The sequence below is a fragment of the Streptomyces sp. NPDC006798 genome (assembly GCF_040635975.1).
In the GTDB taxonomy this organism is placed as follows: domain Bacteria; phylum Actinomycetota; class Actinomycetes; order Streptomycetales; family Streptomycetaceae; genus Streptomyces.
This window is the reverse complement of record NZ_JBEYIS010000027.1, coordinates 1-25,522: the sequence shown is the minus strand read 5'-3', so window position 1 is coordinate 25,522 and position 25,522 is coordinate 1. Positions and strand designations below refer to the sequence as shown.

At 72.2% G+C, this 25,522-nt stretch carries 26 protein-coding genes and 2 pseudogenes; 13 read left to right on the top strand and 15 right to left on the bottom strand.

All coding sequences use genetic code 11. The features are described from left to right. Window positions 1-23: 23 nt before the first annotated feature. Entirely contained in the window at window positions 24-671 is a 648-nt protein-coding gene (locus ABZ714_RS19760) for a hypothetical protein (protein ID WP_358826547.1), read from the bottom strand. Between the two features lie 13 nt (window positions 672-684). Next, window positions 685-966, bottom strand: coding sequence for an LD-carboxypeptidase (locus tag ABZ714_RS19755; RefSeq protein WP_358826546.1), 282 nt, complete (start codon window positions 964-966; stop codon window positions 685-687). Window positions 967-1,396: 430 nt separating this feature from the next. On the opposite strand from ABZ714_RS19755, the gene ABZ714_RS19750 reads away from it, so the two are divergent. Both ABZ714_RS19750 and ABZ714_RS19745 read left to right on the top strand, forming a co-directional pair. Then, a complete protein-coding gene (locus ABZ714_RS19750; RefSeq protein WP_358826545.1) occupies window positions 1,397-3,031 on the top strand; it encodes an ABC-F family ATP-binding cassette domain-containing protein in 1,635 nt (544 codons plus the stop codon). Between the two features lie 99 nt (window positions 3,032-3,130). Next, on the top strand, window positions 3,131-3,943 hold the full coding sequence (locus ABZ714_RS19745; protein ID WP_358826544.1) for an SAM-dependent methyltransferase: 813 nt from the start codon (window positions 3,131-3,133) through the stop codon (window positions 3,941-3,943). A gap of 21 nt (window positions 3,944-3,964) precedes the next feature. On the opposite strand, the gene ABZ714_RS19740 is transcribed toward ABZ714_RS19745, so the two are convergent. The 3 genes from ABZ714_RS19740 to ABZ714_RS19730 form a co-directional block, all read right to left on the bottom strand. Next, complete coding sequence (locus ABZ714_RS19740) at window positions 3,965-4,552, bottom strand: VanZ family protein (RefSeq protein ID WP_358826543.1); 588 nt, start codon at window positions 4,550-4,552, stop codon at window positions 3,965-3,967. 71 nt (window positions 4,553-4,623) lie between these two features. Continuing rightward, window positions 4,624-5,502 (bottom strand): hypothetical protein, encoded by an 879-nt coding sequence (locus ABZ714_RS19735; RefSeq protein ID WP_358826542.1) that lies wholly within the window; start codon window positions 5,500-5,502, stop codon window positions 4,624-4,626. Next, on the bottom strand, window positions 5,502-5,834 hold the full coding sequence (locus ABZ714_RS19730) for a PadR family transcriptional regulator (RefSeq protein WP_358826541.1): 333 nt from the start codon (window positions 5,832-5,834) through the stop codon (window positions 5,502-5,504). Before ABZ714_RS19730 ends, ABZ714_RS19735 begins: the two co-directional genes overlap by 1 nt. A gap of 389 nt (window positions 5,835-6,223) precedes the next feature. On the opposite strand from ABZ714_RS19730, the gene ABZ714_RS19725 reads away from it, so the two are divergent. Beyond that, a complete protein-coding gene (locus ABZ714_RS19725) occupies window positions 6,224-7,204 on the top strand; it encodes an alpha/beta hydrolase (RefSeq protein WP_358826601.1) in 981 nt (326 codons plus the stop codon). A 66-nt stretch (window positions 7,205-7,270) separates the two neighbouring features. On the opposite strand, the gene ABZ714_RS19720 is transcribed toward ABZ714_RS19725, so the two are convergent. Further along, entirely contained in the window at window positions 7,271-7,717 is a 447-nt protein-coding gene (locus tag ABZ714_RS19720) for a hypothetical protein (protein WP_358826540.1), read from the bottom strand. A 390-nt stretch (window positions 7,718-8,107) separates the two neighbouring features. Here ABZ714_RS19720 and ABZ714_RS19715 point away from each other — a divergent pair, with 390 nt between their 5' ends. The 3 genes from ABZ714_RS19715 (at window position 8,108) to ABZ714_RS19705 (ending at window position 13,353) form a co-directional block, all read left to right on the top strand. Then, a complete protein-coding gene (locus ABZ714_RS19715; RefSeq protein WP_358826539.1) occupies window positions 8,108-11,908 on the top strand; it encodes a helix-turn-helix domain-containing protein in 3,801 nt (1,266 codons plus the stop codon). 105 nt (window positions 11,909-12,013) lie between these two features. Next, the gene (locus ABZ714_RS19710; RefSeq protein WP_358826600.1) at window positions 12,014-12,592 is read left to right on the top strand and encodes an AAA family ATPase; all 579 of its coding nucleotides are present in this window, start codon (window positions 12,014-12,016) and stop codon (window positions 12,590-12,592) included. Then, window positions 12,508-13,353, top strand: a complete 846-nt coding sequence (locus ABZ714_RS19705; RefSeq protein WP_358826538.1) for a hypothetical protein — start codon at window positions 12,508-12,510, stop codon at window positions 13,351-13,353. The genes ABZ714_RS19710 and ABZ714_RS19705 overlap by 85 nt, the downstream gene beginning before the upstream one ends. 233 nt (window positions 13,354-13,586) lie before the next feature. Here ABZ714_RS19705 and ABZ714_RS19700 read toward each other — a convergent pair whose 3' ends face one another. Beyond that, window positions 13,587-14,075, bottom strand: coding sequence for a GNAT family N-acetyltransferase (locus ABZ714_RS19700; protein WP_358826537.1), 489 nt, complete (start codon window positions 14,073-14,075; stop codon window positions 13,587-13,589). A gap of 188 nt (window positions 14,076-14,263) precedes the next feature. Here ABZ714_RS19700 and ABZ714_RS19695 point away from each other — a divergent pair, with 188 nt between their 5' ends. Then, window positions 14,264-14,872, top strand: coding sequence for a hypothetical protein (locus ABZ714_RS19695; protein WP_358826536.1), 609 nt, complete (start codon window positions 14,264-14,266; stop codon window positions 14,870-14,872). Between the two features lie 143 nt (window positions 14,873-15,015). Here the strand turns inward: ABZ714_RS19695 and ABZ714_RS19690 are convergent, their stop codons facing one another. Then, window positions 15,016-15,849 carry an aldo/keto reductase gene (locus tag ABZ714_RS19690; protein WP_358826535.1) on the bottom strand — a complete coding sequence of 278 codons (834 nt, stop codon included), beginning with the start codon at window positions 15,847-15,849 and terminating at the stop codon, window positions 15,016-15,018. A 353-nt stretch (window positions 15,850-16,202) separates the two neighbouring features. On the opposite strand from ABZ714_RS19690, the gene ABZ714_RS19685 reads away from it, so the two are divergent. Beyond that, on the top strand, window positions 16,203-16,715 hold the full coding sequence (locus ABZ714_RS19685; protein ID WP_358826599.1) for a DUF642 domain-containing protein: 513 nt from the start codon (window positions 16,203-16,205) through the stop codon (window positions 16,713-16,715). A gap of 184 nt (window positions 16,716-16,899) precedes the next feature. Here ABZ714_RS19685 and ABZ714_RS19680 read toward each other — a convergent pair whose 3' ends face one another. Beyond that, window positions 16,900-17,256: a helix-turn-helix transcriptional regulator gene (locus tag ABZ714_RS19680; protein WP_358826534.1), complete on the bottom strand. Its 357-nt coding sequence runs from the start codon at window positions 17,254-17,256 to the stop codon at window positions 16,900-16,902. 171 nt (window positions 17,257-17,427) lie between these two features. On the opposite strand from ABZ714_RS19680, the gene ABZ714_RS19675 reads away from it, so the two are divergent. After that, a complete protein-coding gene (locus tag ABZ714_RS19675) occupies window positions 17,428-18,900 on the top strand; it encodes an MFS transporter (protein WP_358826533.1) in 1,473 nt (490 codons plus the stop codon). 112 nt (window positions 18,901-19,012) lie between these two features. Beyond that, on the top strand, window positions 19,013-19,291 hold the full coding sequence (locus tag ABZ714_RS19670; protein WP_358826605.1) for a hypothetical protein: 279 nt from the start codon (window positions 19,013-19,015) through the stop codon (window positions 19,289-19,291). A gap of 47 nt (window positions 19,292-19,338) precedes the next feature. Here ABZ714_RS19670 and ABZ714_RS19665 read toward each other — a convergent pair. From ABZ714_RS19665 to ABZ714_RS19640, 6 genes and pseudogenes are all read right to left on the bottom strand, one after another. Continuing rightward, window positions 19,339-19,596 (bottom strand): annotated as a pseudogene (locus ABZ714_RS19665) (nuclear transport factor 2 family protein); the annotation flags it as partial. 379 nt (window positions 19,597-19,975) lie between these two features. Then, window positions 19,976-20,749 (bottom strand): hypothetical protein, encoded by a 774-nt coding sequence (locus ABZ714_RS19660; RefSeq protein WP_358826532.1) that lies wholly within the window; start codon window positions 20,747-20,749, stop codon window positions 19,976-19,978. Window positions 20,750-20,955: 206 nt separating this feature from the next. Then, window positions 20,956-22,071 (bottom strand): hypothetical protein, encoded by a 1,116-nt coding sequence (locus ABZ714_RS19655; RefSeq protein WP_358826531.1) that lies wholly within the window; start codon window positions 22,069-22,071, stop codon window positions 20,956-20,958. A 654-nt stretch (window positions 22,072-22,725) separates the two neighbouring features. Next, on the bottom strand, window positions 22,726-23,010 hold the full coding sequence (locus ABZ714_RS19650; protein WP_358826530.1) for a hypothetical protein: 285 nt from the start codon (window positions 23,008-23,010) through the stop codon (window positions 22,726-22,728). 436 nt (window positions 23,011-23,446) lie between these two features. Continuing rightward, window positions 23,447-23,722, bottom strand: coding sequence for a hypothetical protein (locus ABZ714_RS19645; RefSeq protein WP_358826529.1), 276 nt, complete (start codon window positions 23,720-23,722; stop codon window positions 23,447-23,449). Window positions 23,723-23,781: 59 nt separating this feature from the next. After that, window positions 23,782-24,156 (bottom strand): DUF6000 family protein, encoded by a 375-nt coding sequence (locus ABZ714_RS19640; RefSeq protein ID WP_358826528.1) that lies wholly within the window; start codon window positions 24,154-24,156, stop codon window positions 23,782-23,784. On the opposite strand from ABZ714_RS19640, the pseudogene ABZ714_RS19635 reads away from it, so the two are divergent. The 3 genes and pseudogenes from ABZ714_RS19635 to ABZ714_RS19625 form a co-directional block, all read left to right on the top strand. Further along, a pseudogene (locus ABZ714_RS19635) lies at window positions 24,119-24,521 on the top strand (transposase); the annotation flags it as partial. The gene ABZ714_RS19640 and the pseudogene ABZ714_RS19635 overlap by 38 nt on opposite strands. A gap of 140 nt (window positions 24,522-24,661) precedes the next feature. Next, window positions 24,662-25,102, top strand: a complete 441-nt coding sequence (locus ABZ714_RS19630) for a hypothetical protein (protein ID WP_358826527.1) — start codon at window positions 24,662-24,664, stop codon at window positions 25,100-25,102. 137 nt (window positions 25,103-25,239) lie between these two features. Continuing rightward, on the top strand, window positions 25,240-25,522 hold a 283-nt coding region (locus ABZ714_RS19625; RefSeq protein WP_358826598.1), incomplete at its 3' end, for a transposase.

The window sequence follows — 25,522 nt, the reverse complement described above, 5'->3', positions numbered from 1 at the left end:
TCCCGCCTCTCGTCCCCGCCGGATCACACCAGGCTCTGCGTCAGCACGCCCCGCCCCGATGCCGAATACTCCACCCGTGCGAGCGCCCCGTTCACCAGCGCCAGATACGGCGGAACGTGCCCGCACTCCACATCGGAGGGCAGCGGCACCCCGAGCGGACCCGGCGCGTCCACCACCGCCTCGTACTGGCCGAACCCGGGGGAGTCCGGCACGTCCCTACGGCCCACGAGCACGGCCCGGGCCCGCTCGAAGAACCCGGCGGGCCGCACCCCGTGCAGCAGACGGCACATGGTGAACGCGTCGGCGTCCGCGGCCTCCAGATAGACCAGCAGCCCCTCCGGGGCCTCGGCCCGCGCGAAGGCCGTCGTATCGAGGAACGGGGTCCACGCCAGCGGGGCCAGTGTCTCGACACACCCCCCGATCAGCCGCCCCTCCACCGTCAGATCGCCCCCGCCGTCGAGACGGCGCCACGCCCCCGTCCCGTCCAGCCGGTACTCCCGAACCCCGGGGAAGGCCGCGAAATCATCGAAACCACCTGTCCGGTAGCGCCCCGGCGGGCGCTGCGCGAACCGGTGCCCGGCCGCGGTGGTCACCACGTCCAGCCACGACGAAAGCCCCTCGGGCACCCGGTACGGCCTATCCATCAGATGGTTGCCGTGCACCGTCGCCACCCCGTCAGCAGAGTCAGCGGAGTGAGCAGTGTCGACATGTCGGAGACCCCACGAACCACGTCGGCTCCGCCGCCCGCAGCCGGCCGAAATCCAGCAGCGACAGCAGATCGATCGCGGTCTCACCGCCCCACGGCGGCACCACGGCCCGGATCGACGGGTCCGTCAGCAACTCCGTCAGCTCCTCGGCCCGCCGCCCGGCCGGGGCGCTCACATGCCGCGTACCGTCCATGCACGACCCGACGACCTCGTACCCCCGCGACTCCAGCACCTCCACGGCCAGCCGGAACCGCTTCACAGCGGCTTCGCCACCCCGCTGGACGGGGACGTCACCCCGATCCGGTCGCCCGGGCGGAGCGGAAGCGGAAAGCGGATCGTCATGGCGCGGAGTGTGGCACGGCCCGCACCCCCGTCGACAACGGGTTTCGCCCGCCCCCGCCCCGGCCCGCCGTCCCCAGGTCACCGCCCCATCGGCCACCCGTCTGATACGGTGGCCAACCCCGTGACCGTCAATCGAGGAGCGGCAGACATGGCAGGCGTGGCAGGAGACGACGACATCTCCGGGTGATACCCGGATCGAGACGCCGTCGACGGATGCCCGGAGCATCGTCGATACGGCCCGTCGTCCCCCTTTTTCCCACCGGCGCCCTCGCGCCGGTGCGCCGGCCTTCCCGTCTTCCGCTGCGGAGCTCCGTCTCCGTTCCCGCACCCCTCACGAGGTATCCACCGTGTCCGACGCCTCCGTCGTCTGCTCCGACCTGTCCTTCGCCTGGCCCGACGACAGCCCCGTCTTCACCGGGCTGTCCTTCACCGTCGGCCCCGGCCGCACCGGCCTCGTCGCCCCCAACGGTTCCGGCAAGAGCACCCTGCTCCGCCTCGTCGCCGGAGAGCTGCGGCCCACCGCCGGAACCGTCACCGTCGGCGGCACCCTCGGCTATCTGCCGCAGACCCTCCCGCTCACCGGCGACCTCACCGTCGCTCAGGTCCTCGGCGTCGACACCGTCGTCCGGGCCCTCGACGCCGTCGAATCCGGCGACGTCGACGAAGCCCACTTCACCGTCATCGGCGACGACTGGGACATCGAGGAACGCACCCGCGCCCAACTCGACCGGCTCGGCCTCGGCGGCCTCGCCCTCGACCGGACCCTGGCCACCCTCAGCGGCGGCCAGATCGTCACCCTCGGCCTCGCCGCCCAACTGCTCCGCACCCCCGACGTCCTCCTCCTCGACGAACCCACCAACAACCTCGACCTCGACGCCCGCCGACGCCTCTACGACGTCCTGGAGAACTTCACCGGCACCCTCCTCCTCGTCAGCCACGACCGGGCCCTGCTCGACCGGATGGAACGCATCGCGGAACTCGGCCCCACCGGACTCCGCCTCTACGGCGGCGACTTCACCGCCTACGAGGAAGCCGTCCGGGCCGAACAGGACGTGGCCGAGAAGAACATCCGCAACGCCGAACAGGAACTCAAACGCGAGAAGCGGGAACTCCAGCAGGCCCGCGAACGCGCCGACCGGCGCGCCGGCAACGCCGCCCGCAACCTCAAGAACGCCGGACTGCCCAGGATCTTCGCCGGAAACATGAAACGCGGCGCCCAGGAGGCCGCGGGCCGCGCCGGACAGACCCACTCCGCCCGCGTCACCGACGCCAAAGCCCGCCTCGACGAAGCCGAACGCGCGCTCCGCGACGACCAGCGGATCGCCCTCGACCTGCCCGACACCACCGTCCCCGCCGGACGGAACCTCTTCCTCGGCGAGGGCCTCCGCATCCGCCTCGGCAACCGGGACGTCCTCGGCGACACCGGCGTCGGCCTGACCATCCGCGGCCCCGAACGCATCGCCCTCACCGGCCCCAACGGCGCCGGCAAGACCACCGTCCTCCGGCTGATCAACGGCGACCTCGACCCCGACGACGGCACCGCCACCCGGGCCGCCGGACGCATCGCCTACCTCTCCCAGCGACTCGACCTGCTCGACCTCGACCGCACCGTCGCCGAGAACTTCGCCGCCGCCGCACCCCACCGCCCCGAAGCCGAACGGCTCACGCTGCTCGCCCGCTTCCTCTTCCGCGGCGCCCGCGCCCATCTGCCCGCGGGCGCCCTCTCCGGCGGCGAACGGCTGCGCGCCACCCTGGCCTGCGTCCTCTGCGCCGACCCCGCACCCCACCTCCTCCTCCTCGACGAACCCACCAACAACCTCGACCTCGTCAGCGTCGGCCAGCTGGAGAGCGCCCTCGGCTCCTACCGGGGCGCGTTCGTCGTCGTCAGCCACGACGAGAGCTTCCTCACCAGGATCGGCGTCAGCCGGCGGCTGCGCCTCGCCGACGGCACCCTCACCGAAACCGGGCCCCCCGGCGCATGACCGCGGGCGACCGGGCGGCCTCCACCGCCCGGCCGCCCGGACCCCCGCACGGCCTGGACTCCGTGATCACCCGAACCACCCAGGGGGAGTTGACACCACATGGCACACCACGAGCAGAGCCCGGCGGGCCGGATCGACACCGGCCAGGCCCACTCGGCACGCGTCTACGACTACATACTCGGCGGCAAGGACCACTACCCGGTCGACGTCGCGGCGGGCAACGCCATGTGTGCCGAATGGCCCGCCCTCCCCGTCCATATGCGTGCCAACCGGGCCTTCATGCACCGCGCCGCCCGCCATCTGGCCCGGACCGAAGGCGTCCGCCAGTTCCTCGACATCGGCACCGGCCTGCCGACCTCCCCCAACCTCCACGAGATCGTCCAGGCGGAACGCCCCGACGCCGGTGTCGTCTACGTCGACAACGACCCCATCGTGCTCGCCCACGCCCGCGCGCTGCTCACCAGCTCACCCGAGGGCCGTACCGCCTATGTCGACGCCGATATGCGCGGCACCGAGGCGGTCCTCGGTTCACCGGCCTTCCAGAACATCCTGGACCTCGGAGAACCCGTCGGCCTGATGGTGATCGGCATGGTCCACTTCATCATGCCGCCCGATGACCACACCCTGGTACGCCGCCTCCTCGACCCCCTCCCGTCCGGCAGCTTCCTCGCCATGACCATCGGCACCGCCGACTTCGCCCCCGACGAGGTCGGCCGCGTCGCCGGCGAGTACGCCCGCCGCGGCATGCCCATGAGGCTCCGGACCCGTACCGAGGCGGAGGCGTTCTTCGCCGGACTCGACCTGGTCGACCCCGGCCTGTGCCAGGTCCACCACTGGCGGCCCGACGCCGACGCGCCCGACTGCGACGACCGCGATGTCGCCATGTACGGGGCGGTCGCCCGCAAACCCTGACCCGTGCCCGCCCCGGCCGGGTTACGGGCCGTCCGCCCCGGCCGCGGGTTCCCCGCCGCACCCGCCCGGTGTCCGTTCCGCCACCCGGCGGGCCCGCCGGACCCGCCCGGCCCGGTCCGCCGCGTACCAGCAGACCGCGGCGGCCACCGCGCCGAGCGCCGCCCCCAGCGTGTTCATCACCAGATCACCCGAGTCGCAGCCCCGCCCCAGCCGGGGGAGCAGCGCCTGCACCGTCTCGATCAGCGCCGACAGCACCGTCCCCGATACGACGACGGCGAGCGGGCGCCGTACGGCCAGCGCCCCGAAGAGCCCGACGGGTACGAACAACGCGACATTGAGCCACCCCTCGGCGAAGAGGATCCGCCGCACCGGATCCAACGAGGTCTCACAGGTGACGGAGGTATGCGGGGCGGAGCCGACCGGCGGCAGCGTCAGCATCAGCACGGCCGCCACGGCGGCGGTGGCCAGCGCCCGGGCCACGGGCCTGCCGGTGCGGCCCCGCGCCACCGCGTAGACCGCGACCGTGGCCAGCACGGCGGCCAGGACCGCCGCCGCTATGAACGCGCGCGGCACATTGGCGGAGAGATAGTCCACGGAAAGCCACTTCATGAAGGATGCCGCGAACGACGGCACCGGGGAGGGAACAAAAGAGGAGAGGGACGGCCGGGGCCGAACCGGGCTCACACCCGCCCGGCGGAGACGGGGATCCCGCCCCGTCCGACGGCGGACGCCAACGAGGCGACGACGGCCAGCAACAGCAGCGCGGCGAGCGGCGCGACCGGGGAACGCCAGGCGAGCCAGGTGTCGGCGGCGAACGGCACCGCCGCCGACACCCCCGTCGCGACCGCGAGCCGGACCCCGCCGCCGTACTCCCGGGCCACGAGCCCGCCCGCCCAGCCCAGCACGAGGAAGGGCCACACCGCGTAATCCGTCGACACCGGCAGCCGGTCCAGCGCCAGAGCCGTCAGCGGCAGCCACACCGCCGCCCCGGCCGCACCCGCCAGGATCCGGGCCCGCCGGGCCGGGAACACCTCGGGCGGACAGGCCGCGAGCAGCGCGGCGGCCAGCAGCCCGGCGCCCCCGGTGACGATCGCGTCCGGAGTCGCGCCGTCGAGCGTCAGCACCAGCACCCCGCAGAGGGCCTGCGCGGCGGCTGCCCAGAGCCGTCCGGCGGCCCACCGGCCCACCAGCGCCATGACGGCGGAGACCACCAGGGCCGCGGCGGCCGCCGCCCGTGCCGTGTCCCCGGCGAAGAAGGCGGGCGGGCGGCCCTCCGCGCGGACGGCCGTGGCATACGCGGCCAGGTCGGAGAGTTCGAGCCCCGCGTACGCGGCCGACGCCGCCAGCACCAGCGGCCCGGCCACCCCGCACAGCCGCCCCGCGGGCCGGCCCGGACCCAGCCCCGCCCGCAGCCGCAGCGCGTGCGCCACCAGGCCGAGCGCCTCACGCCCCCGCCCGACGCGCCCGGCTCCCGCGATCACCTCGTGGTAGACCGCCGCCACCTCGTCGCCGTACGCCTCCCGGAACCCGGGCGGATAGAGCCGTATCAGACGGGTCATCACGCACCGGCCGCGCTCGGGCCCAGCCGCCGTACCGCTTCCCGGGCCGTGGCGGCGAGCCGCTCGGCCTCGGCGGCCAGCACCTCCCGGCCCCGGGCGGAGAGTCCGTACGAACGGCGCAGCCGGCTGTCGACGACCTCCTCGGCCCGGACCTCGATCAGCCCCTGGGCGACCAGCCGTTCCAGGGCGCTGTACAGCGTGCCGGTCCGCAGCGCGACCCGGCCACCGCTGATCTTCGCCACCTCCTGGATGATCGCGTACCCGTGCCGGGGCTGGTCGGCCAGTGCCGTCAGCACCAGCAGGGTCGGCTCCTGCATCGCCCGTTCAGTCATATCGACAACATATGCCGACCATCGGCATATGTTCAACTCCGGCCCGTGCCCCGGCCCTTGTCCGGTTCCGTGCCGGGGTCCGTACGGCGGCCTACGACGGCCCGGCGGGAAGCCGTCGCCCCTCGCCCGCGGAGCCGTATCGCCGGGAGCGGCGGAGTACGGTCGTACGGTCCGTCGGGCTCCGGGCGGCCCTCGGGGACGTGCCCGCCGGAAGTCCCGCGGCCGTACGCCCCCGGCCCCAACCCCGGTCGCCGGTCGCCGGTTGCCGAGCGAAAGGAACGGAAGTGCCCGCCGACATACCCGCGCCCGGCCCCCGGGCCGTGGCGGAGACCCGGAACAGCCCCTTCCCGCCGGGAAAGCCCCACGCGCCGCCGCCCCTCGACCCCGAACTGTCCGCCGCCCTCGCGGCGCCGGGGGAGCGGACCACCGAACCGGTCACCCCCGAGAACCTCGCGGCCCGCCAGGAACGGGACGCCGCGACCCGCCCGGCACCCACCCTCCGGGACCTCCGCGCCGACGGCCTCTTCACCGTCGAGGAGATCCAGGCCCCCGGACCGTCCGGCGCCCCCGACGTCCCCCTGGTCATCGCCCGCCCCGCCGGACTCACCGGCCCCCGGCCGCTTCTGTACTACCTGCACGGCGGCGGACTGATCATGGGCAATGCCCGCTCCGTCCTCCCCGCGGTCCTCCGCGCCTGGGCCGCCCCGCTGGGACTCGCCGTCGTCTCCGCCGAGTACCGGCTGGCCCCCCGGACCCGCTACCCCGGCCCCCTGGAGGACTGCTACGCCGGACTCGTCCACTGCGCCGAACACGCCGACCGGCTGGGAATCGACGCCCGGCGGATCGTCATCGGCGGCAAGAGCGCCGGAGGAGGACTCGCGGCCGCGCTCGCCCTCCTCACCCGGGACCGGGGCGGCCCCGCCCCCGTCGGCCAGCTCCTGCTCTGCCCCATGCTCGACGACCGGGGCGACACCTTCTCCAGCCACCAGATGGCCGGTACCGACACCTGGGACCGGATCTCCGCCGCGACCGCCTGGCAGACCTACCTCGGCGACCGGTACGGCACCCCCGACCTGCCGCCCCACGCCGCCCCCGCCCGCGCCACCGACCTCTCCGGACTGCCCCCGGCCTATCTGGACGTCGGATCCGCCGAGACCCTCCGCGACGAGGTCGTGGCCTACTCCCAGGCCGTCTGGCGGTCCGGAGGCGGGGCCGAACTCCACGTCTGGCCCGGCGCCTGCCACGGCTTCGACAGCCTCGCCCCCGAGGCCGCGATCAGCCGGGACGCCCGCGAGGCCCGGCTCCGCTGGCTGCGCCGCGTCCTCACCCCCGGGCCGGACGGCGACGACCGCCCCCGTCCGGCCCGCTGACCCCGCCCGCCGGACCGCCGGGCTCCCGTCACGACTCCGCCTCGCGGGCCGCGTCCACCCCGGGGATCACGCGGAGTGGACCAGAATCCGCCAGGCGGCCGTACCGCAGACGGTCGTGACGGCCAGCGCGGCCAGCGGACGGCTCCACCGCGAACGCCCGGCCCCCGGCGCGCCGCCCGCCCTCCGCGCCGTACGGGCCGCGCCGCCCGCCCCCGCCGGGGCCTCACGCACCCCCGCCACGACCCCGTCCCGGGCCCGCAGCCACTCCCGTACCGCCTCCTCGTCCCGGGTGCAGGCCCGGACGAACGCGGCCAGCAGCTCCGCCCGGGGCAGGGTGCCCCGGGCCAGCGCCCCCGCCGCCGTACTGGACGGCAGGACGTCCCCCGAATCCCGCGCCCGCGCGGCGATCTGCCGGTACGTCAACCCGGACTCGTCCTTCAACCGGCGCATCCGCGCGACCAGCTCCTCCGGCGTCGAAACGGTCTCCGGACCCATGAGGTTGTTCACGACCATCAGCCCCTTCCCGGACCGAGCGGCCCCGAGGCCCCCGGCCCGCGCGCCCGACCGCGCCCGCGCCCGCGAGCCCCGTCACCACGCGTTCCACCCGGCCGCCCCCGTGGCGGCCGGGTGGTCTCACACGCCCCACGGCGGAACGACCGTTCGCGCCGGCCGGTGATCTCACGACGCTCCCGCGCCCCGGCCGTACGTGCCCCCGTCCGGTCCTCACCGCACCGTGGCGGAGCCGTGAACCCCGGCTCCGCCACCTATGCAACAGTCCTGCACATTGTTCGAGAAGCCGACTTCGAGCTGTCCGAACAATGGTCTGGCGAGACCCCGCCCGGCAGTGTCGGATGGGCCCCGGGGGGCTCGTGCGCATACGGGCCACTGACAAGGGGGTATGTCATGGCGGGACGCCGAGAGGTACCGGTCGACCCGGAAGCGGGCCCGGTCCAGCGGTTCGCGTACGACTTACGGAAGCTGCGGGAATCCGCCGGCCGCATGACCTACCGGGACATGGCACGCCGCGCGGGATACTCCGTCACGACCCTGTCCCAGGCCGCCGCGGGCGAACAACTCCCCTCGCTCCCCGTCGCCCTCGCCTACGCCACCGTGTGCGGCGGCGACCCCGACACCTGGGAGGCCGACTGGCGACGGGCCGCCGACGCCGTCGAGGAACGGACCGCCCGTGTCGTCCACCGCGACGCCTCCGGGGCGCCGTACCGGGGACTCGCCCGGTTCGAACCCGGCGACCACGACCTCTTCTTCGGCCGTGACACCCTCGTCACCGGCCTCACCGGACTGCTCGCCGCCCACCGGCTGGTGATGGTCACCGGCGCCTCCGGCAGCGGAAAATCGTCTCTCCTGCGGGCGGGCCTGATCGCCCGCCTCCGGCAGCCCTCCGACGGCGAATCCGCCCCCTCCTGCTCCGGCATCCGGATCCTCACCCCCGGCGCCCGGCCCGCCGCCACCCACGCCCCCGTCCTCACCCCGCGGCCCCCCACCGCCCCCGGCGAACCGGAACCCGGCCGTCCGCGACCGGGTGACACGGTGATCGTCGTCGACCAGTTCGAAGAGGTCTTCACCCTCTGCCACGACCCCGCCGAACGCGCCCGCTTCATCGACCTGCTGCTCGCCGCCCGCGCCCCCGGCAGCGGACTCCGCGCCGTCGTCGCCGTCCGCGCCGACTTCTACGGCCACTGCACCGAACACCCCGAACTCGTCGACGTCCTCCGGGAGGCGCATCTCCTCGTCGGACCCATGACCCGAACCGAACTGCGCCAGTCCGTCGTCGGCCCCGCCCGCGCCGCCGGACTGATCGTCGAACGCGAACTCACCGACCGCATCGTCGAGGAGACCGCGGGCGAACCCGGCGCCCTCCCCCTGATGTCCCACGCCCTGCAGGAAGTATGGCGCCGCCGCCGGGGCCGTACCCTCACCCTCGCCGCCTACGAGGCCGTCGGCGGCGTCCGGGGCGCCGTCGCCGACACCGCCGAGGAGACCTACACCCGCCTCACCCCCGAACAGGGCCGCTCCGCCCGCCATATGCTGCTCCGGCTGATCACCCCCGGCCAGGGCTCCCAGGACACCCGGCGTCCCGCGCCCCGGTCCGAACTGGAGGACATCGGCGCCCACGGCGCGGCGGCCGTCCTCGAAAGCCTCGCCCGTGCCCGGCTCGTCACCCTCGACGGCGACACCGCCGACCTCGCCCACGAAGCCCTCATCACCGCCTGGCCCCGCCTGCGGTCCTGGATCGACGAGGAACGCGCCCGCCTGGTCGCCCACCGCAGACTCACCGACGACGCCGCCGCCTGGGAGGAACTCGGCCGCGACCCCGACGCCCTCTACCGAGGCACCCGCCTCGCCGCCGCCGAGGAGGCGTTCCCCCCGCCCCACGACGGCCTCACCCCCGCCGAACACGCCTTCCTCACCGCCGGCACCACCGCCCGCGACCAGGAGGTACGGTCCAGGGTCCGGGCCGAACGCCGATTACGGCGGCTCATCGGCATGCTCGCCGTCCTCCTCGTCCTCGCCCTGGCCGGCGGTCTCACCGCCTGGCAGCAGAGCCGCGACATCGCCCGCCAGCGCGACAACATCATCGCCGCCCAGTCCTCCGCCCTCGCCCGGCAGCTCACGGCCCAGACCATCGCCCTCTTCGAGAGCAACCCCGAACTCGCCTCCCTGCTCGCCGTCCACGCCTACCGCCTCGGCCCGACCGCCGAAGCCACCGGCAGCCTCTACCGGATCGCCGAGTACCCGTTCGAGAGCCGGCGCCGGGTCGACGCCGCGCCGACCGCCCTCGCCGCCCTCGCCCCGGACCTGGAGTCCGTGACCTACGCCGCCGACGCCCGTACCACCCGCGTCTACGGGATCAGGACCGGCCGCCGCGACCTCACCCACCCCGGCCCCGCAGGCCCGGCGACCGCCCTGCGGATCGCCCCCGACGGCCTGACGTCCGCCACCGCCGCCGGCCCCGCCGTCGCCCTGCGGGACACCGCGACGGGCCGGCAGCGCGCCCTCCTCACCGGCCACCGGGGGACCGTCGAGGTCCTCGCCTACTCACCCGACAGCCGCACCCTGGCCGGCGCCGGCGCCGACGGCACCGTCATCCTCTGGGACACCCGTACCGGACGCGTCCGCACCCCCCGCCCCGCCGACCACCCGGCCCCCGTCACGGCCCTCGCCCTCAACGGCACCACCCTCGCCACCGCCACCGCCGACGGCACCGTCCGCCTCGTCGACACCCGCACCGGACGCGCCCGCGTCCTCACCCGCGACGCCACCCGCCCCCGGAACAACGTGACAACGGAACGGAACACCCCCCTCTCCTTCAGCCCCGACGGCCGCACCCTCGCCGTAGGACACCAGGACGGCGCCACCAGAATCTGGTCCACCACCACCGGCCGGATCGACGCCACCTTCCCCGGATTCGCCGGCAGCCCCCAGTGGAACCTCTTCAGCCCCGACGGCAAAGCCCTCGCCATCGCCGACACCCTCACCAACACCGTTCGGCTCTGGGACGTATCGGAGGAAATGGTCTACGCCGTCATGGTGGGCCACGAAGGCCGCCTCACCGCCCTCGCCTTCAGCCGGGACAGCACCACCCTCGCCACCGTCGCGACCGACCGCACCGTCCGCCTCTGGCGCGCCCTCAACCAGCAGCGGCACGCCATCCCCACCCGCGGAACGAGCATCGGCGGCCTCGCCTTCACCCGCGACGGAAACACCGCCGTGGCCGCCACCGGACTCGCCCCCGGCCGCTTCGCCAAACCACCCCGCACCTCCGGCATCCACGTCTGGAACAACCGGACCAACACCCTCCGTCACATCCGCACCGACCTCGACGCCGCCTCCGCCGTCACCCTCGCCTCCGACGCGAAAACCCTCGCCTACGCCGACCGCCGCGGTCTCGTCCGGATCACCGACACCACCACCGGACGCACCCGCCGCACCCTGCGGCACCCCGGACCACCGCCGAGCGCCATCGCCCTCAGCGCCGACGGTACCCTCCTCGCCACCGGCAGCGGCCACACCGTCAGAATCTGGCGCACCGCCACCGGAACCCTCCGCCGCACCCTCACCTCCCCCTCGGTGGGCCGGCTCGTCTTCGACCCCCGGGGCACCACCCTCGCCGCCGACGGCGCCGGCGCCGTCCGCCTCTGGGACCTCGCCACCGGCACCACCCGCCACACCCTCAACGTCCCCGAGACCGGAGACCTCGTCTTCAGCCCCGACGGCACCACCCTCGCCACCGGCGGCGGATCCGTCCGCCTCTGGAACACGAGAACCGGAACCCTCCGCCGCACCCTGCTCCGCCACACCCAGCCCTCCGTCGTCCTCGCCTTCAGCCCCGACGGCAGAACCCTCGCCATGAACGGCTTCCGCGCTCCCTACCTCTTCCGCGTCGCCCTCAGCGGCCAGGACTACGTCCACCTGTGGGACGTCGCCACCGGCCAGGCCCGCCGAAGCTTCATCACCACCGACCCCGCGCTCACCGCCCTCGCCTTCAGCCCCGACGGCAGAACCCTCGCCACCGGCGGCTCCCACGGCACCATCCGCCTGTGGGCGGTCTCCTTCCCCACCGCCACCCAGGCCATCAGCCAGATCTGCCGCGCCGTCAACCGCGACCTCACCCCTCGCGAACACCGGAACTACCTGCCCGGCCGCGGCTACACCCCGGCCTGCCCCGAGACCGACAAGGACTGACCGGCCCGCCGGACCGCCATGATCTACTGACGATCACACCGGAAACCACCGCGCCCGCCACGGGAAGCCCCCCGGCCACCCGGCGACAACAGGAGGGGACCCGCGATCACCACGGCACCACACCACCCGCAACCGCCCGGCGGCCTCATCGTCTTCCTGAACGGCACCTCCAGCTCCGGCAAGAGCAGCATCGCCCGAGCCCTCGCCACCCGCCTCGGCGAGCCCTGCTTCCACCTGCCGGTCGACGCCTTCCACGCCATGCGCTCCGCCCCCGAACTCCCACCGGACGAACTCGCCGCCGTACTCCACCGCACCTGGCGGGGCTACCACCGCGCCGTCGCGGGCATGGCCGCGGCGGGCAACACCGTCATCGTCGACCACGTCCTGAGCGAACCCTGGCGCCTGCGCGACTGCCTGGACCTCTTCCGCCCCCAGGACGTCGTCCTCGTCGGCGTCCACTGCCCCCGGCCGGAACTGGAACGCCGGGAACGAGCCCGCGGCGACCGCCCGCCCGGCCTCGCCGCGAGCCAGATCGAACAGGTCCACGCCCACGGCGACTACGACATCGTCTGCGACACCTCGCAGACCACCGCCGACGAATGCGCCCGGGCGATCATCCACCACCTCCGCACCCGGACCCCGCCCACCGCCTTCCAACGCCTGCGCGCCGCCACCGGAACCTAGGACGGCGTACGGGACGGGCACCGCCCCGCGCCCGTACGCACCCCGCCCCGCACGGAACACGACGACCCCACTCGTCAACCGCTGCCGCCCCCACCCCGCTCCACGACACCGAGGCGCCCGCCGGCCGCCCCCGGACCACCGGCCCCGGCCAGCCGGCCGACCGGCCGGCGTCAGCAAACCCGGACGCACGATCCGCAACACCTCGACATCAGCCCGCCGACGCTGCCCCGAAGCCCGCCCGCGGCGCCCACCACCGCGCCACCCACCCGCCGGTACAGGCACTCTTCGGCTTCCTCCACGACGTCGTCGAACGATCCCGGGGCCGACGGCACGTCTGCGACGCCGTCACCGCCGAAGGACACTGGCCCCACCCCCTGCTCACCGCCTCGACCCGGCGATTCCGCCGCACCCTGACCGCGCTCCTCCACGCCGCCCAGCACACCGGCGGCATCCGCGCCGACCTCGGCCCCGACGACATCACCGCCCTCGCCATCGGCTGCGCCGCCCTCCTCGGCGCCCACCCCGACCGGGCCGCCGCCCTCCGCCTCGTACACCGGAACCTGGACACCCTCCGGCCCGCCGAACCCGTAACGAAACAGGCCGACTTCCGTGACGTCCGCTGCGCCGCCTGCGGCACCCCGCTACCGCACCCCGCTACCGCACCGCCCCACCGGCCGCCCGGCCGCTACTGCGGCGCGGCCTGCCGCCGGCGAGCCCACCGCGGCCGTGCCGCTGCCGGGCCGGACGGGGGACCGTTATGACCGGCGGTGCCTGTATCGCGAAGGGGGTGGAGCGATACTTCCCCGGGCCACGGGCCCCGGACCTCCGGCACCGGGCGAGGTGGCCCGGACCGGTCACCGGGTGCCGGTGGCGGCTCCGGACCGCCCCCCGGGTCATCACCCGGTGAATTACTCCTTCGTCATCACCGTGAGCCGGTACGCGACGAGTCCACCGCCGGGGAGAAGGCGCCGCGCGGCCTGCTGCGGGCGGGCGGCTACCGGCCCGGATCCGTCCGCAGGGTCACCGTCCGGGACGTGAACCCCTGCCGCTCGTAGAACCGGACCGCGCCGGCGTTCGCCGAGTACGCCGTGACCTCCGCGGTCTCGGCACCCGCCGCCGAGGCCCACCGCAGAAATTCCCCGGCCAGCCGCTCCCCGACCGCCTGCCCCCGGAACGCGGGCCGTACGTACATGCTGACCAGGGTCGCCGTCCTCACCGGCCGCATCGCCGACGGCTCCACCAGCGCCCCGGCGAGATGTCCGACGACCTCACCGAGGTGATCGGCCACCAGCAGCAGCCGCCCCGGATCGTCCACCCCCTCGGTGAACCGGGCCGCGCCGTGCTCCCCGGGCCACCCGATGTCGATCTGCGGATCCCGGGTCCCCGCGTCCTCGGCGAACAGCGCGCTGCTGCACGCCACCAGCCCCTCCACATCCCCGTGCCCGGCCCTGCGGACCACGACATCCCGTATTTGATCGCCCATGAGTTCGACTCTAACTCCGGCCGCCCGCGTGCCGTGTGGGGATTTCCTTCGGCCTCCGCCGCCGCGCCGGCCTACGCGGCTCCGCCGCGCGGGGGAGCGGTGGTTCGTTCCTGGGTCTGACGGCGGCGGCCCGGACGCCCAGGAGGATCGAGATATCCGAACACCCGCTGAGCCTCGGAGAGGCCACGATGCTGACATCACCCATGCGATTCGCGGTTCCCCTCGTCGTCGCCGTCGCGCTGATGGGCGTGGCGGGCCCCCCGGCCGCCGCCGGCACCGGACAACCGGCCGAACGCCCCGCCGTCACGGCGGCCGCGGCACCGGCTCTGGTGGGCGTCAGGGGATGGGCCCGGGTGGACTACCCCATCAAGGAGGAGGAGATCCGGATCCACGTCGACGCCCGCGGCCTCGTCGGGCCGCGGAGCGAGAACGGAGCCGCGGCACACTCCTGGGGCACCTTCCGGATCCAGCACCTCATACCCCGGTCCGACGGCCGCCCCCCGATCTTCAACTGGGGCGACTTCGCGGTCGACTGCGTCCGGGTCGACGGCTCCGAAGCGGCGGTCACCGGCCGGATCGTCACGGCCGGACCGTACTGGCAGGAGTTCCTGGAGCGCCGGCCGCCGGCCCGGATGGGGCTCAGCTTCCACATCCCCGCCGACGGCACCGCGCCCACCCGGATCGGCATCACCGCCCCCACGGCGGCGGGCACCCCCGAAGTGGGGAAGTGCGCCGTCGCATCACCGGACGCGGACGTCATCGAGGGCGGCTACCGCACCATCGACACCCGCGGCTGACCCACCCGCACCAGCCGACCGGCCGAGGACCGGCCCACCCCGGCCGGATACGGCGGACCGGGGCTCCCACCCGCAACCGGACCGGCCTCCGGCCCGGCCGCCCCGGATCTCGCGAACGCCGCCCCGCCACCGTCCGCGCGCCTCTACCCCGGCAGCGGCGCCAACCGGTCGAGACGATCGCGGTGAGCCCCGGACAGCACCAGCCCCTCCGCGGCGACGTTCTCCTCCAGATGCGGAATCCGGGCGGTACCCGGAATGGGCACCATCACCGGCGAGTGGCCCAGCAGCCAGGCGATCGCCACCTGGGTCGGCGTCGCGCCGACCTCCGCGGCCACGGCGGCGATCTCCGCCCGCGTACCGGAATCACCCCACATCACGGGCCGCCACGGCAGGAACGCGATCCCCGCCGCCTCGCACGCCGTGAGCACCGGCTCGTGCTCACGGTCGAGCAGGTTGTAGCGGTTCTGTACGGTCGCGATCTCCACGATCTCCCGAGCCCGGGCGAGTTCCCCGGCTGTGACCTCGGAGAGCCCGATCCGGCCGATCTTGCCCTCGGCCCGCAGTTCCCGCAGCGCGCCGACCTGGTCGGCGAGCGGCGTCTCCGGGTCGACCCGGTGCAACTGCAGCAGCTCGATCCGCTCGACCCGCAGCCGCCGCAGGGCCGCCTCGACCTGATTCCGCAGCACCTCCGGCCGCCCGTCGAGCTTCCAGTCGACCGACTCCGTGACCGAGACGCCGACCTTGGTGGTGACCAGCAGCCCGTCCGGGTAGGGGTACAGAGCCTCGGCCAGGAGCTCCTCATTGGCGCCGGCGCCGTACATGAACGCGGTGTCGATCAGACCGACCCCTAGCTCCACGGCCCGCCGCGCGACCGCGAGCGAGTTCTCCCGGTCGCAACCCGGCTCCGTCGGCAGATGCATGGCCCCGAACCCCAGCCGCCGCACTTCCAGATCGCCACCGACAAGAAACTCGGCCATAGCCATAAACAACTCCCCTTCATTCAACAGGCCACTCTGACAATGGAGTTGACACCAGAAACCGTCCCGGCGACCCCGGCCCGCCGCCGATGCCGCCACCGTCTACGTCTCCGGGGGTGCGGGGACGTACACCACTCCGCTCCCGTGCGCGCGGGCGCTGCTTCCGGCCTGCCCCGCGCCCTGCCCGCGAACCCGCGTGCTCCCCAGCCTGGGTCCCCGCGCCCTCGCGATCGCGCGCCCCGCCACTCGTATCCGTGCCAGGGAGGAACCTCGTGCCCCGCCCGCGGCTCTCCGCCACCGCCACTGGCGCCGTGACCGCCCTGGCCCTCCTCGCCTGAGCCGGAACCGCCACCATCGCCTCGACACAGCCGGCCCGCTTCCACGACGGCAGCTTCGAATGCCCCACCGCGCCCGCCGGCTTCTTCACCCCCTACTTCCCGGGACGGCTCATCGGCCCCTGGCAGGTCACCGACGGCGCCGTCGGCCTGATCGGCGCCGGAACCCGGCAGGCGGCCGAGGGCGACCAGTCCGTCGACCTCAACGGCATCGGCGCGGTATCCCAGACGTTCACCACCACCCCCGGCGCCACCTGCACCATCACCTACAACCCCCTGGACGCCCCGGCCCTCAAGACGGGCAAGGTCCTCGTCGACGGCCAGAACTTCCAGGACTTCTCCGTCGGCGTCACCGGCAAGACCTGCGCCGCCATGGGCTACGTCCGCCGGCAGCCCACCTTCGTCGCCACCAACCCCACCACGACCCTCGCCTTCGCAAGCACCACCGGCGCGACGGCCCCGAACGGCGCCGTCATCGACGGCGTCCGCGTCGAAGGCGGCACCCCCTGCTCGTCCTGCGCCACGCCATGACGCCGGCCTGACCGGCACGGTCCGCGGTCTCGCGCCGCGGACCGTGCCCGTCGCGCTGCCGCGTCTGGGCCCTGCCCCGGGGGCCCTCGCCGGCCGGACCAGGGCGGCGCGCTGGCGGTTCCGTGAGCGGGTGTTGTGGGTGACCGCGGTGGGGCGGTGGCGGTGGCCGGAGGCCGTTGCCGGGTCAGCGGCGGGCCGGGGCCGGAGACGTGGCCGCGTCGTCGGTGTCGTCGCGGAGGGCGCCGGTCAGGACGGCGTCGAGCAGTCCGGGATAGCGCGCGTCGAGGTCCTCGCGGCGGAGGGACAGCAGGTTCTCCCGGCCGGACGGCCGCTGCCGGATGACACCGCTCTCCCGCAGGACCCGCCAGTGGTGTGTCATGGTCGATTTCGCGGTCACGCCGAGGATTCCCAGGAGGCTGCCGCAGTTGTGCTCTCCGCCCGCGTCGAGCACCCGGACGGCATCGAGTCGCACGCGGCTCCCCAGGGCTGACAACACGCTCTCGATCCGGATCTGGTCACGGTCTGGATGCCGGGGAGTCATGCTCCCACCGTACCGCGACAGTCCAACTGTGCCGCCGTGTGCCGAAGCGGAGTGCGCGCCGGACCGAGCTTGCCCACTGTTCGTATGTACGCAAAGATACGTACAGTCTTTCCGGGTGGAGCGGCATCCACCCGGAACACCGCTCGGACCCGACAGAGGGAGCGCACACCCATGTCCATTTCATCCGCATTACCGGAGCAGACCCCGACAGACGCCGGAAAGCGCTCGGGCCGGACCCTGGCCCTGCTGGCCCTGGCACAACTGATCTACGCGCTCGACCTCAACATCGTGTTCGTCGCACTCCCCGAAATCGGCTCGGACCTGGGCTTCCCAGGCCAGACCCAGCAACTGGTCATCAGCGCCTACGTAGTCTTCGCCGGCGGCTTCCTGCTCTTCGGAGGGCGCGCGGCGGACCTGCTGGGCAGGCGCCGGATGTTCGTGCTCGCCCTGGCCCTCTACGCGGTCTCCTCACTGGCCGGCGGCCTGGCGAACAGCTCGGGGGTCATCATCGCCGCCCGCGCGGTCCAAGGCATCGGCGGCGCACTGCTGCTCCCGGCCACCCTCGCGCTGATCAACACACAATTCGACGAGGGACCCAGGCGGAACCGGGCGCTCGCCGTCTGGGGCGGCGCGGGCGCCAGCGGTCTGACCCTCGGCGCCCTCCTCGGCGGTGTGCTCACCGAGAACTTCGGCTGGCCCGCCGTGTTCTTCGTCAATGTGCCCCTCGCCGGACTGGTCGCCCTGGCCGCCCTCTACGTGATCCCGCGCGACCCCGCCCGCGGTGAGCGCCGCGCATTCGACCTCCCCGGCTCGATCAGTGTCACCATGGGCGCCACCTTGCTCGTCTTCGCGCTCGTCGAGGGCCCCGAACTGGGCTGGGACAGCCCCGTGGTGGCCGGGTCCTTCGCACTCGCCGTCATCCTGCTGGCGGTCTTCGCCGTAGTAGAGGCCCGCAGCGCCGACCCGCTGATGCCGTTCCGGCTGTTCCGCAACCGCAACCTCACCGTCGGTATGACCATCACCTTCATCTACATGGCGACGTTCGGAGTCCTGCCGTACTTCCTCACCGTGCTGATGCACACCGTCCACGGCTACAGCGCCCTGGAGACCGGACTCGGCTTCCTCATTCCCTCGGTGGCCATCGCCGCCGGCACCCAGCTCGGTGAGCGATTCAGCACCCGCACCGGTGTACGCAACACGCTGCTGACAGGCTTCGTGATCGGAGTGATCGGCACGGCCGGGCTGGCCTTCGGATTCGGAGCCGACGCCGGATACGGACTGCTCGTGCCCGGACTCGTGGTCTCGGGCGTGGGACAGGGCATCGTCTGGACGTCCATGTGGATCGCCTCCGCCACCGGGACCCAGGCACATGAACAGGGCGTTGCCAATGGCATCGCCTCCACCACACTCAACATCGGAAACGCCATCGGCCTGGCGGTGTTCACGGTCATCGCCGACCTCGGCACCGACGGAAAGACCGGCGAGGCGCTACGAGTCGCCACAGCCGACGGCGAATTCCTCGTCGTACTGCTGACCGCGGCGGCGATGGCCGCCGGGCTGCTCGTCGCACTCACCCTGAAGCGCGGCTCCGCCGCACCGCCCACGCCCGTATCAAAAGAGGAGGAAGTCCTCACCGCCGGCTGATCACCGGGACCCGGCCCCCGCGCCCGCGAAGCCGGTGGGCGGACAGGCGACGTCGAGACGTGTACTCCCGTAGGCTCGGAAGATCACTGTCACGGACCGCTACGAGGGAGCCATGGCCGTCACCTACTTGATGCTCGCGCGGCTGCCTGAAGGGGGCCTGGGCGCGTTCGACGCTTATGAAGGCGTGGTCCTGCCGCTCCTTGCCGAGTACGGAGGAAGTCTTGAGCGTCGGCTTCGCACTTTGGACGATCAGGTCGAGGCGCACCTCATAACCTTTCCCGACAGTGAGGATCTCGCTGCCTACCGGGCGGATCCCCGGCGTTCTGCCGCATCGCCCCTGCTGGAGTCATCCGGGGCGGCGATCGAACTGCTCGCGGTGCGCGACGTGTAGAGGTCGCGCGAACAAGGGCGTGGTTCATGGTCGGCGGTTCGATCGTCGGTGACCAGGATGTTCGTGCACATGCGCCGGGACAGCCGCCGATTCACCGGCCGAGAGCCGAAGTACTGGCGCAGAGCCTCCCGGCCTTCGATCCGCCGCCGGTCGTATGGCCAGTCCCAGACCCCGTCGGGAACGAAGAGGCCGGAGACCGTACCTCGGCTCGCCGAGGTCGAGCCGACGGACGAGTTCCAAGATCAGACGTTCACAGGCGCGTTCCGCGGGAAACGCTCCATCGGGTCGAGACCACCGGTAGTCATCTCCATTTCCTACCAGCCCCACCTGCCCGTCTTCCCTGAGACCGCGGCCTGAGGCTGCCGCTTGAGGCCCGGCGTGTCGGACCCTGCCTCTAGAGTCGGGGGAGACGGGGCCGGTTCCGAGGCCACCAGCACGGGAGAACGGCAGCCTCCCTGGTCTGCACGGGGGCGGCTTCGGCCCAACCGGCGTCCAGGCACCGTTGAGGGCCACGAGTGCAGCCTGCCGGCCCGGCCCCATCCCGCAGACTGTTCATTCCTGACCTACCCCGGCTGGGACGGACCTCTCCGTACCCCCGTGGTGCACCGCCACGAGTACACCGACAGCAGGCCGAACCGCCACCTTCCCGCCCGGAATCCGAGTACCGGGCCCCGGGACACGACATCAGCGGGGAGGCACGCGACCGGTGAGCCCTTCCCACACCCGCGACGCCGTCTCCAGCTCCGACTCCGCGCTCTTGCGCCGCGGATCACGCCGGTTGCGCTGGCGTGTGTCCCGAAGCCGGTCCCGTGCCGCGTCCAGGGCACGGGTGTCCACCCGGGCCTCCTGGAGTTCCTTCTCGGTCTTCTCGATCTGCCGGGGCCTGCGGGCATCCGCGATGTTCTCATCGGCGACCGCGTTCTGGACGAGAACGGCGAAGTCACCCACCGTGACCTCGTCGAACTGCTCCTCGTCAGGCCCGGCAGGGGTTTGAAGGGAGTACTTCGCGCGATGCACTCGCCCCGCGGCGTCGGTGAGGTAGATGGAGTGGACCTTCCGCCCCGGTTCGAAACGCACATGAAGCCCGGCCAGCTCGAACGCACGCGAACCGACGGCGGAGTTCACCATCACCACGTGCTGGAACAGGTCGAGTTCCCCCAGACTGCCCAGCCGCGCCCCGGACCCGGGGTGACGCAACCCGGCCAACCGCTGCTCCAGCCGGTGCAGACGGGCCTCGTGGGCGGCATCGGCCGACGTCACCCCCGCCAGCGCGGCGGACTCCGCCCGCGCGGCCCGCAGGACGACCTCACGCGCGGCGCCACGGGCCTTGGCCAAAGCCAGCCGCTCCGTCCGGTACAAGCGACTGAACGAGAACGCCCATCCACCCGGGTACCGATGGCGTTGCCACAGCACCCCCACACCCGAGCCGACCGCGACCACCACGACCAGCCACACCACGTCCATAACCATCCCTCCGCTTCCTTCGCCGATGGCCCTTGTCCTACCGCCTCACCGTCGGCCGCCGCACCTGGTTCGCCGCAGAGGTCGGCAACACCACAACCCGCCCACAGGCCCACGCCTCAGCCGCCACACACCACACACCGCGAGTCCTCGAACCCCGGAGAGCGGCCGAAGCGGAGCCGCCCACCGGAACGCCCGCTCTGTCAGCCGTCGAAGACGGCCCAGTCGACACCGGTGTGACCACCCAGCGGCGCCAAAGCGCTCCGATGCGTGGCGCCAGCACAAACACTGAAGGTTCCGTCGCCTCCGTCACCGACATGCAGAACGAGTCCCGGTGCCACGAAGAAGCGGGTGGGTACCCACGGCCAGAACGGACGGAGCGGCACCGGACTCAATGGACGGACCAGCCGATCGGTCTGCCCGGCCGTCAGGCTCCGGGCCTCAGCCGAGTACTCGGCCCCCATGGACGCCTCGAAGAGGGTGAACTGGATCAGAAAACCGCTCAGGGGCTCGTATTCCGCTACCGGCTCCTCGTCGGGATCGAGGAACCAGACGACCGGATCCTCCGCACCGTCGCCCGGTCGCACAGCCCAGTCGAAGCAACCCTGGTTCTCGGTCCCGAAGACGAGCATGTCCCCGAAGGAGGTCGGGCGCGACACCGGCACGGGCAGGATCCCGTTCTGAACACCCAGCACCTCCGGACGCTCCTCGGCAAGCCGGTGAAACCGCCTCAGCCCGACGGGCAGCGCGGCCGTCGAAACCGGGAGGGGTTCGGAGGTGCGCACGCCCACGGGATGCCACCCCGTGATGAACAGCTCCAGCGCCGTGGCACGGTCACCGCCGACATGCCCGAGCCATTCCAGGCCCGGAAGCCCGGCCTCCGGAAGTCGCGGCCGGACCCGGTCGAGGGCACTCGTCGCCAGGGGCATGTCCAAGCGCAGCTCACACCGGGTCAGCACACCCTGGGAGAGGAAGGCCCTGCCCAGCCGCGCGGTCCCCAGATACAGGATCTCCTCATCCGACCGGACTGCCAGATGAATCGGCCACTGATTCTCGTTCCAGCCGTGGAACGGCCCCGTCAGCCGATCCATGACGTCATCCGCCGCCGGCCCGATCAGCCGGACCTCCTTGGCGTTCCACACACCGCTCCGGCCCGGTGCGTCCCCCGCCTCCACGATGACCAGCGTTCCGGCCGGTCCTATCACGACGCGGGCGCCTCCCACCTCGAAACTCCCCGTCACAGGGCCCCCGACCAACACGGGCACCCGCCGCCTCTCGAACACCGACGCGGGAACAGCGAAAGAAACGCGATCAGCCATCCACGCGTGATCCCCGACGCAGAGCACCCCCGGCCCGCCCGCCCCCTCCGGGAGTGTGAGTGGCGGACCGCGTTGATCAGATCCTGCTCCGAGTCCGGACACCGGATATCACATGACCGTCTGCCGTGCTTCCGGAGTGGTCGGCCTGTCGACCGGGTGGCTGGTCACGAGACCTTGTTCAGGGCCTGTCATGATCTTGTTCATGGACGAGGGCATGGAGGTCTTGAAGCGGGAGTTCGACGCGGAGGAAGGGAGCTTCCTGCTGCGGCTACGTGAGGATCTGGTGCGGGACCGGGCCGCCTTACTCGTCTTGAGAGGGCGATGCGATCGGCGTGCGAGCAGTGCCAGGGCGACCAGAAACTGGATCGGTGGCTGGTCGACGGATTCTACGAGACCGCGACGTGGGGCCCGCAGTGGACCGCTCATACGAACTTTCCCCGGCCGAAACCCGAAATCTACTACCAGGACTGCTTGGAACGAATCGACGAACTGGCCAACTGGTTCTTCCGGGGCCGGCACGAATCCTCCGGCGGCAACTCCAGTTGATGACGGCATCAGCCGCCTTGCCCTGCCTTGGCGTGGCGCGAGCTGCTGGACGGAAGTTGTTGGTTTGTGTGGTGGGATTTTGCTGTGGCTGAGTTCGCGGTCTGTGTCTCAGGGCGTGAAGAGCGGCTCGTAGCTGTGGCCCTGCGACGTGAGGATCGGAAGGAATTCGTCTCCCGCCTGGGTGGCGATCTCTCGTAGACGGGATAGTGCCTCCGCACGTTCCGGCAGGCTGAGGCCAAGGGCCGCGGCTGCGTAGTTCTGCTGGACCACGAGATCTGGTGTGTCTTCCAGGTATTCGGCCTCGAGTTCCCTGCTCTCCTCGTCCGTGAAGGCCTGGCAGTCGTGCCACCACGGGACGGTCAGCAGCAGCCGGACCAGCTCGGGCAGGCCCATGGCAACCAGAGCGGCACGTCCTTCGGAGTCTGCATAGACGATGGGACGTTCCTCACCGCCTTCACCGCGGAAGAAGTACGTACCGCCACTACCGTCTCTAGCGAACCCTTCGAGCGCGGTGCCCGTGTGTTCATGAGCACGCTTGTGTCAGATGTGCACTCCTCAGGCCGGACCCGGACCAACGCTCCCGCATCGAGGAGATCCGCGACAACCTCATCGCCCGTATCGCCGGAGCCGAACGCGAGGGCTGGCTCGGCGAGGTCGAAGGACTCAAGGTCAGCCTTGCCGGCGCCGAGGAGAAGCTCGCCCAGGTCGACGCACTCGTCAAGAGACAGTCGATCGCTGTCGAACTCGGTATGCCGGGCGTCCGCCAGCCGGCAGGCACCACAGAGGCTAGGAGAGCATCGCCGTGATCGAAGCAATTGGCGAACGAAGATCAAAACGGAACAGTCAACCCGGCTTCGCGCAGCTGGGAGAGGGCGGCGGACATGCACTGCTGTACGGTTCTCCCATCAGCGCGCATGCCGTGCTCCAGGGGACCTCCGCTGGCGGCGAACGTCCACGCTGGCGCGTTATCAGCCACCCGCTCCGCGTCCACCCTGATCATGGCATTCACGCCCTGCTCGCCCAGCCATTCCAGGATGAGCAGCGTCACGTCCTCGATGCCACCATCCTGGTCGATCTTTGGCCAGCGGCCCTGGTTTCCTGTCATTGCCCAGACTCTACCGAGGGGTCCGAAGCGGTCGGCGTCCAGCGGTCAGGCTGGGAGGATCAGCGCCTGGTTTCCATTCTGGCGAAGAGTTCAGCGCACTCGCTGGCGAGGGAACAGAGCTGGTCCACGACCTGCCGGTACTCCTGCGGATCCCGCACCATGTTCGACGTGGCATCGGTCCACTGCTGCCACAGGCCACCGGCGGCAAGGTATCGGGATGCTCGCGCGGTCCCGAGGACGGCATCGAGGTGAAGCAGTGTGCTGAGGGCAAAGGTCTGGTCCCAGACGAGGTCGGGTTGAGGCAAGTAGCGATCAGGTATCTGCAGACCAGATCGGTGTCCGCGCTGGTGCCGAAAGTGGCAAGAGTGATGCAGTATGACCCCGCCGTAGGGGCCTCCGCTGGCCAGCAGGAGTTCGCTGGTGTTCCAGGGCATCCTGTTCGTCCTGCACACCGGGATCTCCTGGGAACACCTTCCGCGGGAGCTCGGCTTCGGGTCGGGCATGACCTGCTGGCGTCGCCTGGCCGAGTGGACCGGGGCCGGCGTGTGGCCCCGGCTGCACGAGGTCCTCCTCGCCGAGCTCCGCAGCGCGAACGCCCTGGACTTCTCCCGCGCGGCGGTCGACGGCTCCCATATCCGGGCGTTGAAGGAGGAGCCAAGACCGGACGAAGCCCTGTCGACCGGGGCAGAACCGGCAGTAAGCATCATCTGATCACCGACGCCACCGGCATTCTGCTCGGCGCCACCTGACCGGCGGCAATCGCAACGACGTCACCCAGCTGATCCCTCTTCTCCAGGCCGGGAGGCCGGTGCGCATGGACGGGGATTAGTACTCCAGTCGCACTTCGAGATGGGGACGTTGAGGCGTCGTGGGTCGGGTGCGCGAGTGGTGGCTCGTTTATCGGGGGCTCCTGCGGGTGCGGCTCGGTAGGGTCGGGCCGTGCACCCTGATGAGAGCGGCCCTGTCGACCCGGCACCCGTCCTGAACTGGCAGGACGGCTCCACGCTGCGCTGGACCGATCGGCCGGAGGAGGTCGATGCCGCGTTCAGCCGGAGCGAGCCGCTCGTCGGGGTGGCTGTGATCGCGCTCGCTCTCAACTATGCGGACGCGGACGCGATTCTGCCCCGAGTCGTCAAGGCGCTGGAGTCGCAGGACCCGGAGGTCCGCCGCCAAGGTGTCATCGCTCTGGCCCACGTCGCCCGTCTGCATCGGACCGTCGATCGACGATCTCTCGATCTCCTGCGCGGTTGCCCACGTGGCAACGAAGCCGATGACGACCTGTGGTCCTTCGTTGCCCACCGACGGCTTCCGTGGTGGCTCTGGCGGCACCACTTCACGGAGCGGCTGACCTCATTGTTCCGGGACAGATGGCGGGACTGACGCTCCAGCGGCAGGCGGAGGGCACCGGTACGGCCACCGCGTGATCTTGGTGAGGTGTGTGGACTCTTCAAGATCGGACGGTGGCCGCGAGCCACAGAATAGACCCTGACCGGTGGCGATCGGTGCTCGGGGACGTGATGGCCAAGGTGGCGGGCCGGTTCGCCCGGGTCGAACCACGCACCACGGCCCGGGCGTTCGTCGCCGGACTGCTCTCGGACGTGGAGCGCAAGAACTGCTGGTCGCTGGCCGAGCACTGCGGACACCGGCATCCCGACGCGATGCAACGGCTCCTGCGCTCTGCCCGCTGGGACGCGGATGCGGTCCGCGCCGGCCTGCGCGATGCCGCCGCCGCGAAAGGAGTCCTCTTCGGTCTCCGCCTGATGCACCCCGAGATCACCATCGTCCGGGCCGACTCCGCCT

Excerpts from the sequence above, each read along its gene's own strand:
- ABZ714_RS19715 (WP_358826539.1), top strand. The coding sequence starts at position 8,108 with ATGGCGGGACGCCGAGAGGTACCGGTCGACCCGGAAGCGGGCCCGGTC.
- ABZ714_RS19705 (WP_358826538.1), top strand. The coding sequence starts at position 12,508 with ATGCGCCCGGGCGATCATCCACCACCTCCGCACCCGGACCCCGCCCAC.
- ABZ714_RS19645 (WP_358826529.1), bottom strand. The coding sequence starts at position 23,722 with ATGACAGGAAACCAGGGCCGCTGGCCAAAGATCGACCAGGATGGTGGC.
- ABZ714_RS19745 (WP_358826544.1), top strand. The coding sequence starts at position 3,131 with ATGGCACACCACGAGCAGAGCCCGGCGGGCCGGATCGACACCGGCCAG.
- ABZ714_RS19675 (WP_358826533.1), top strand. The coding sequence starts at position 17,428 with ATGTCCATTTCATCCGCATTACCGGAGCAGACCCCGACAGACGCCGGA.
- ABZ714_RS19680 (WP_358826534.1), bottom strand. The coding sequence starts at position 17,256 with ATGACTCCCCGGCATCCAGACCGTGACCAGATCCGGATCGAGAGCGTG.
- ABZ714_RS19640 (WP_358826528.1), bottom strand. The coding sequence starts at position 24,156 with ATGCCCTGGAACACCAGCGAACTCCTGCTGGCCAGCGGAGGCCCCTAC.
- ABZ714_RS19655 (WP_358826531.1), bottom strand. The coding sequence starts at position 22,071 with ATGGCTGATCGCGTTTCTTTCGCTGTTCCCGCGTCGGTGTTCGAGAGG.
- ABZ714_RS19735 (WP_358826542.1), bottom strand. The coding sequence starts at position 5,502 with ATGACCCGTCTGATACGGCTCTATCCGCCCGGGTTCCGGGAGGCGTAC.
- ABZ714_RS19690 (WP_358826535.1), bottom strand. The coding sequence starts at position 15,849 with ATGGCCGAGTTTCTTGTCGGTGGCGATCTGGAAGTGCGGCGGCTGGGG.
- ABZ714_RS19650 (WP_358826530.1), bottom strand. The coding sequence starts at position 23,010 with ATGGGCCTGCCCGAGCTGGTCCGGCTGCTGCTGACCGTCCCGTGGTGG.
- ABZ714_RS19700 (WP_358826537.1), bottom strand. The coding sequence starts at position 14,075 with ATGGGCGATCAAATACGGGATGTCGTGGTCCGCAGGGCCGGGCACGGG.
- ABZ714_RS19730 (WP_358826541.1), bottom strand. The coding sequence starts at position 5,834 with ATGACTGAACGGGCGATGCAGGAGCCGACCCTGCTGGTGCTGACGGCA.
- ABZ714_RS19695 (WP_358826536.1), top strand. The coding sequence starts at position 14,264 with ATGCTGACATCACCCATGCGATTCGCGGTTCCCCTCGTCGTCGCCGTC.
- ABZ714_RS19740 (WP_358826543.1), bottom strand. The coding sequence starts at position 4,552 with ATGAAGTGGCTTTCCGTGGACTATCTCTCCGCCAATGTGCCGCGCGCG.
- ABZ714_RS19670 (WP_358826605.1), top strand. The coding sequence starts at position 19,013 with ATGGCCGTCACCTACTTGATGCTCGCGCGGCTGCCTGAAGGGGGCCTG.
- ABZ714_RS19720 (WP_358826540.1), bottom strand. The coding sequence starts at position 7,717 with ATGGTCGTGAACAACCTCATGGGTCCGGAGACCGTTTCGACGCCGGAG.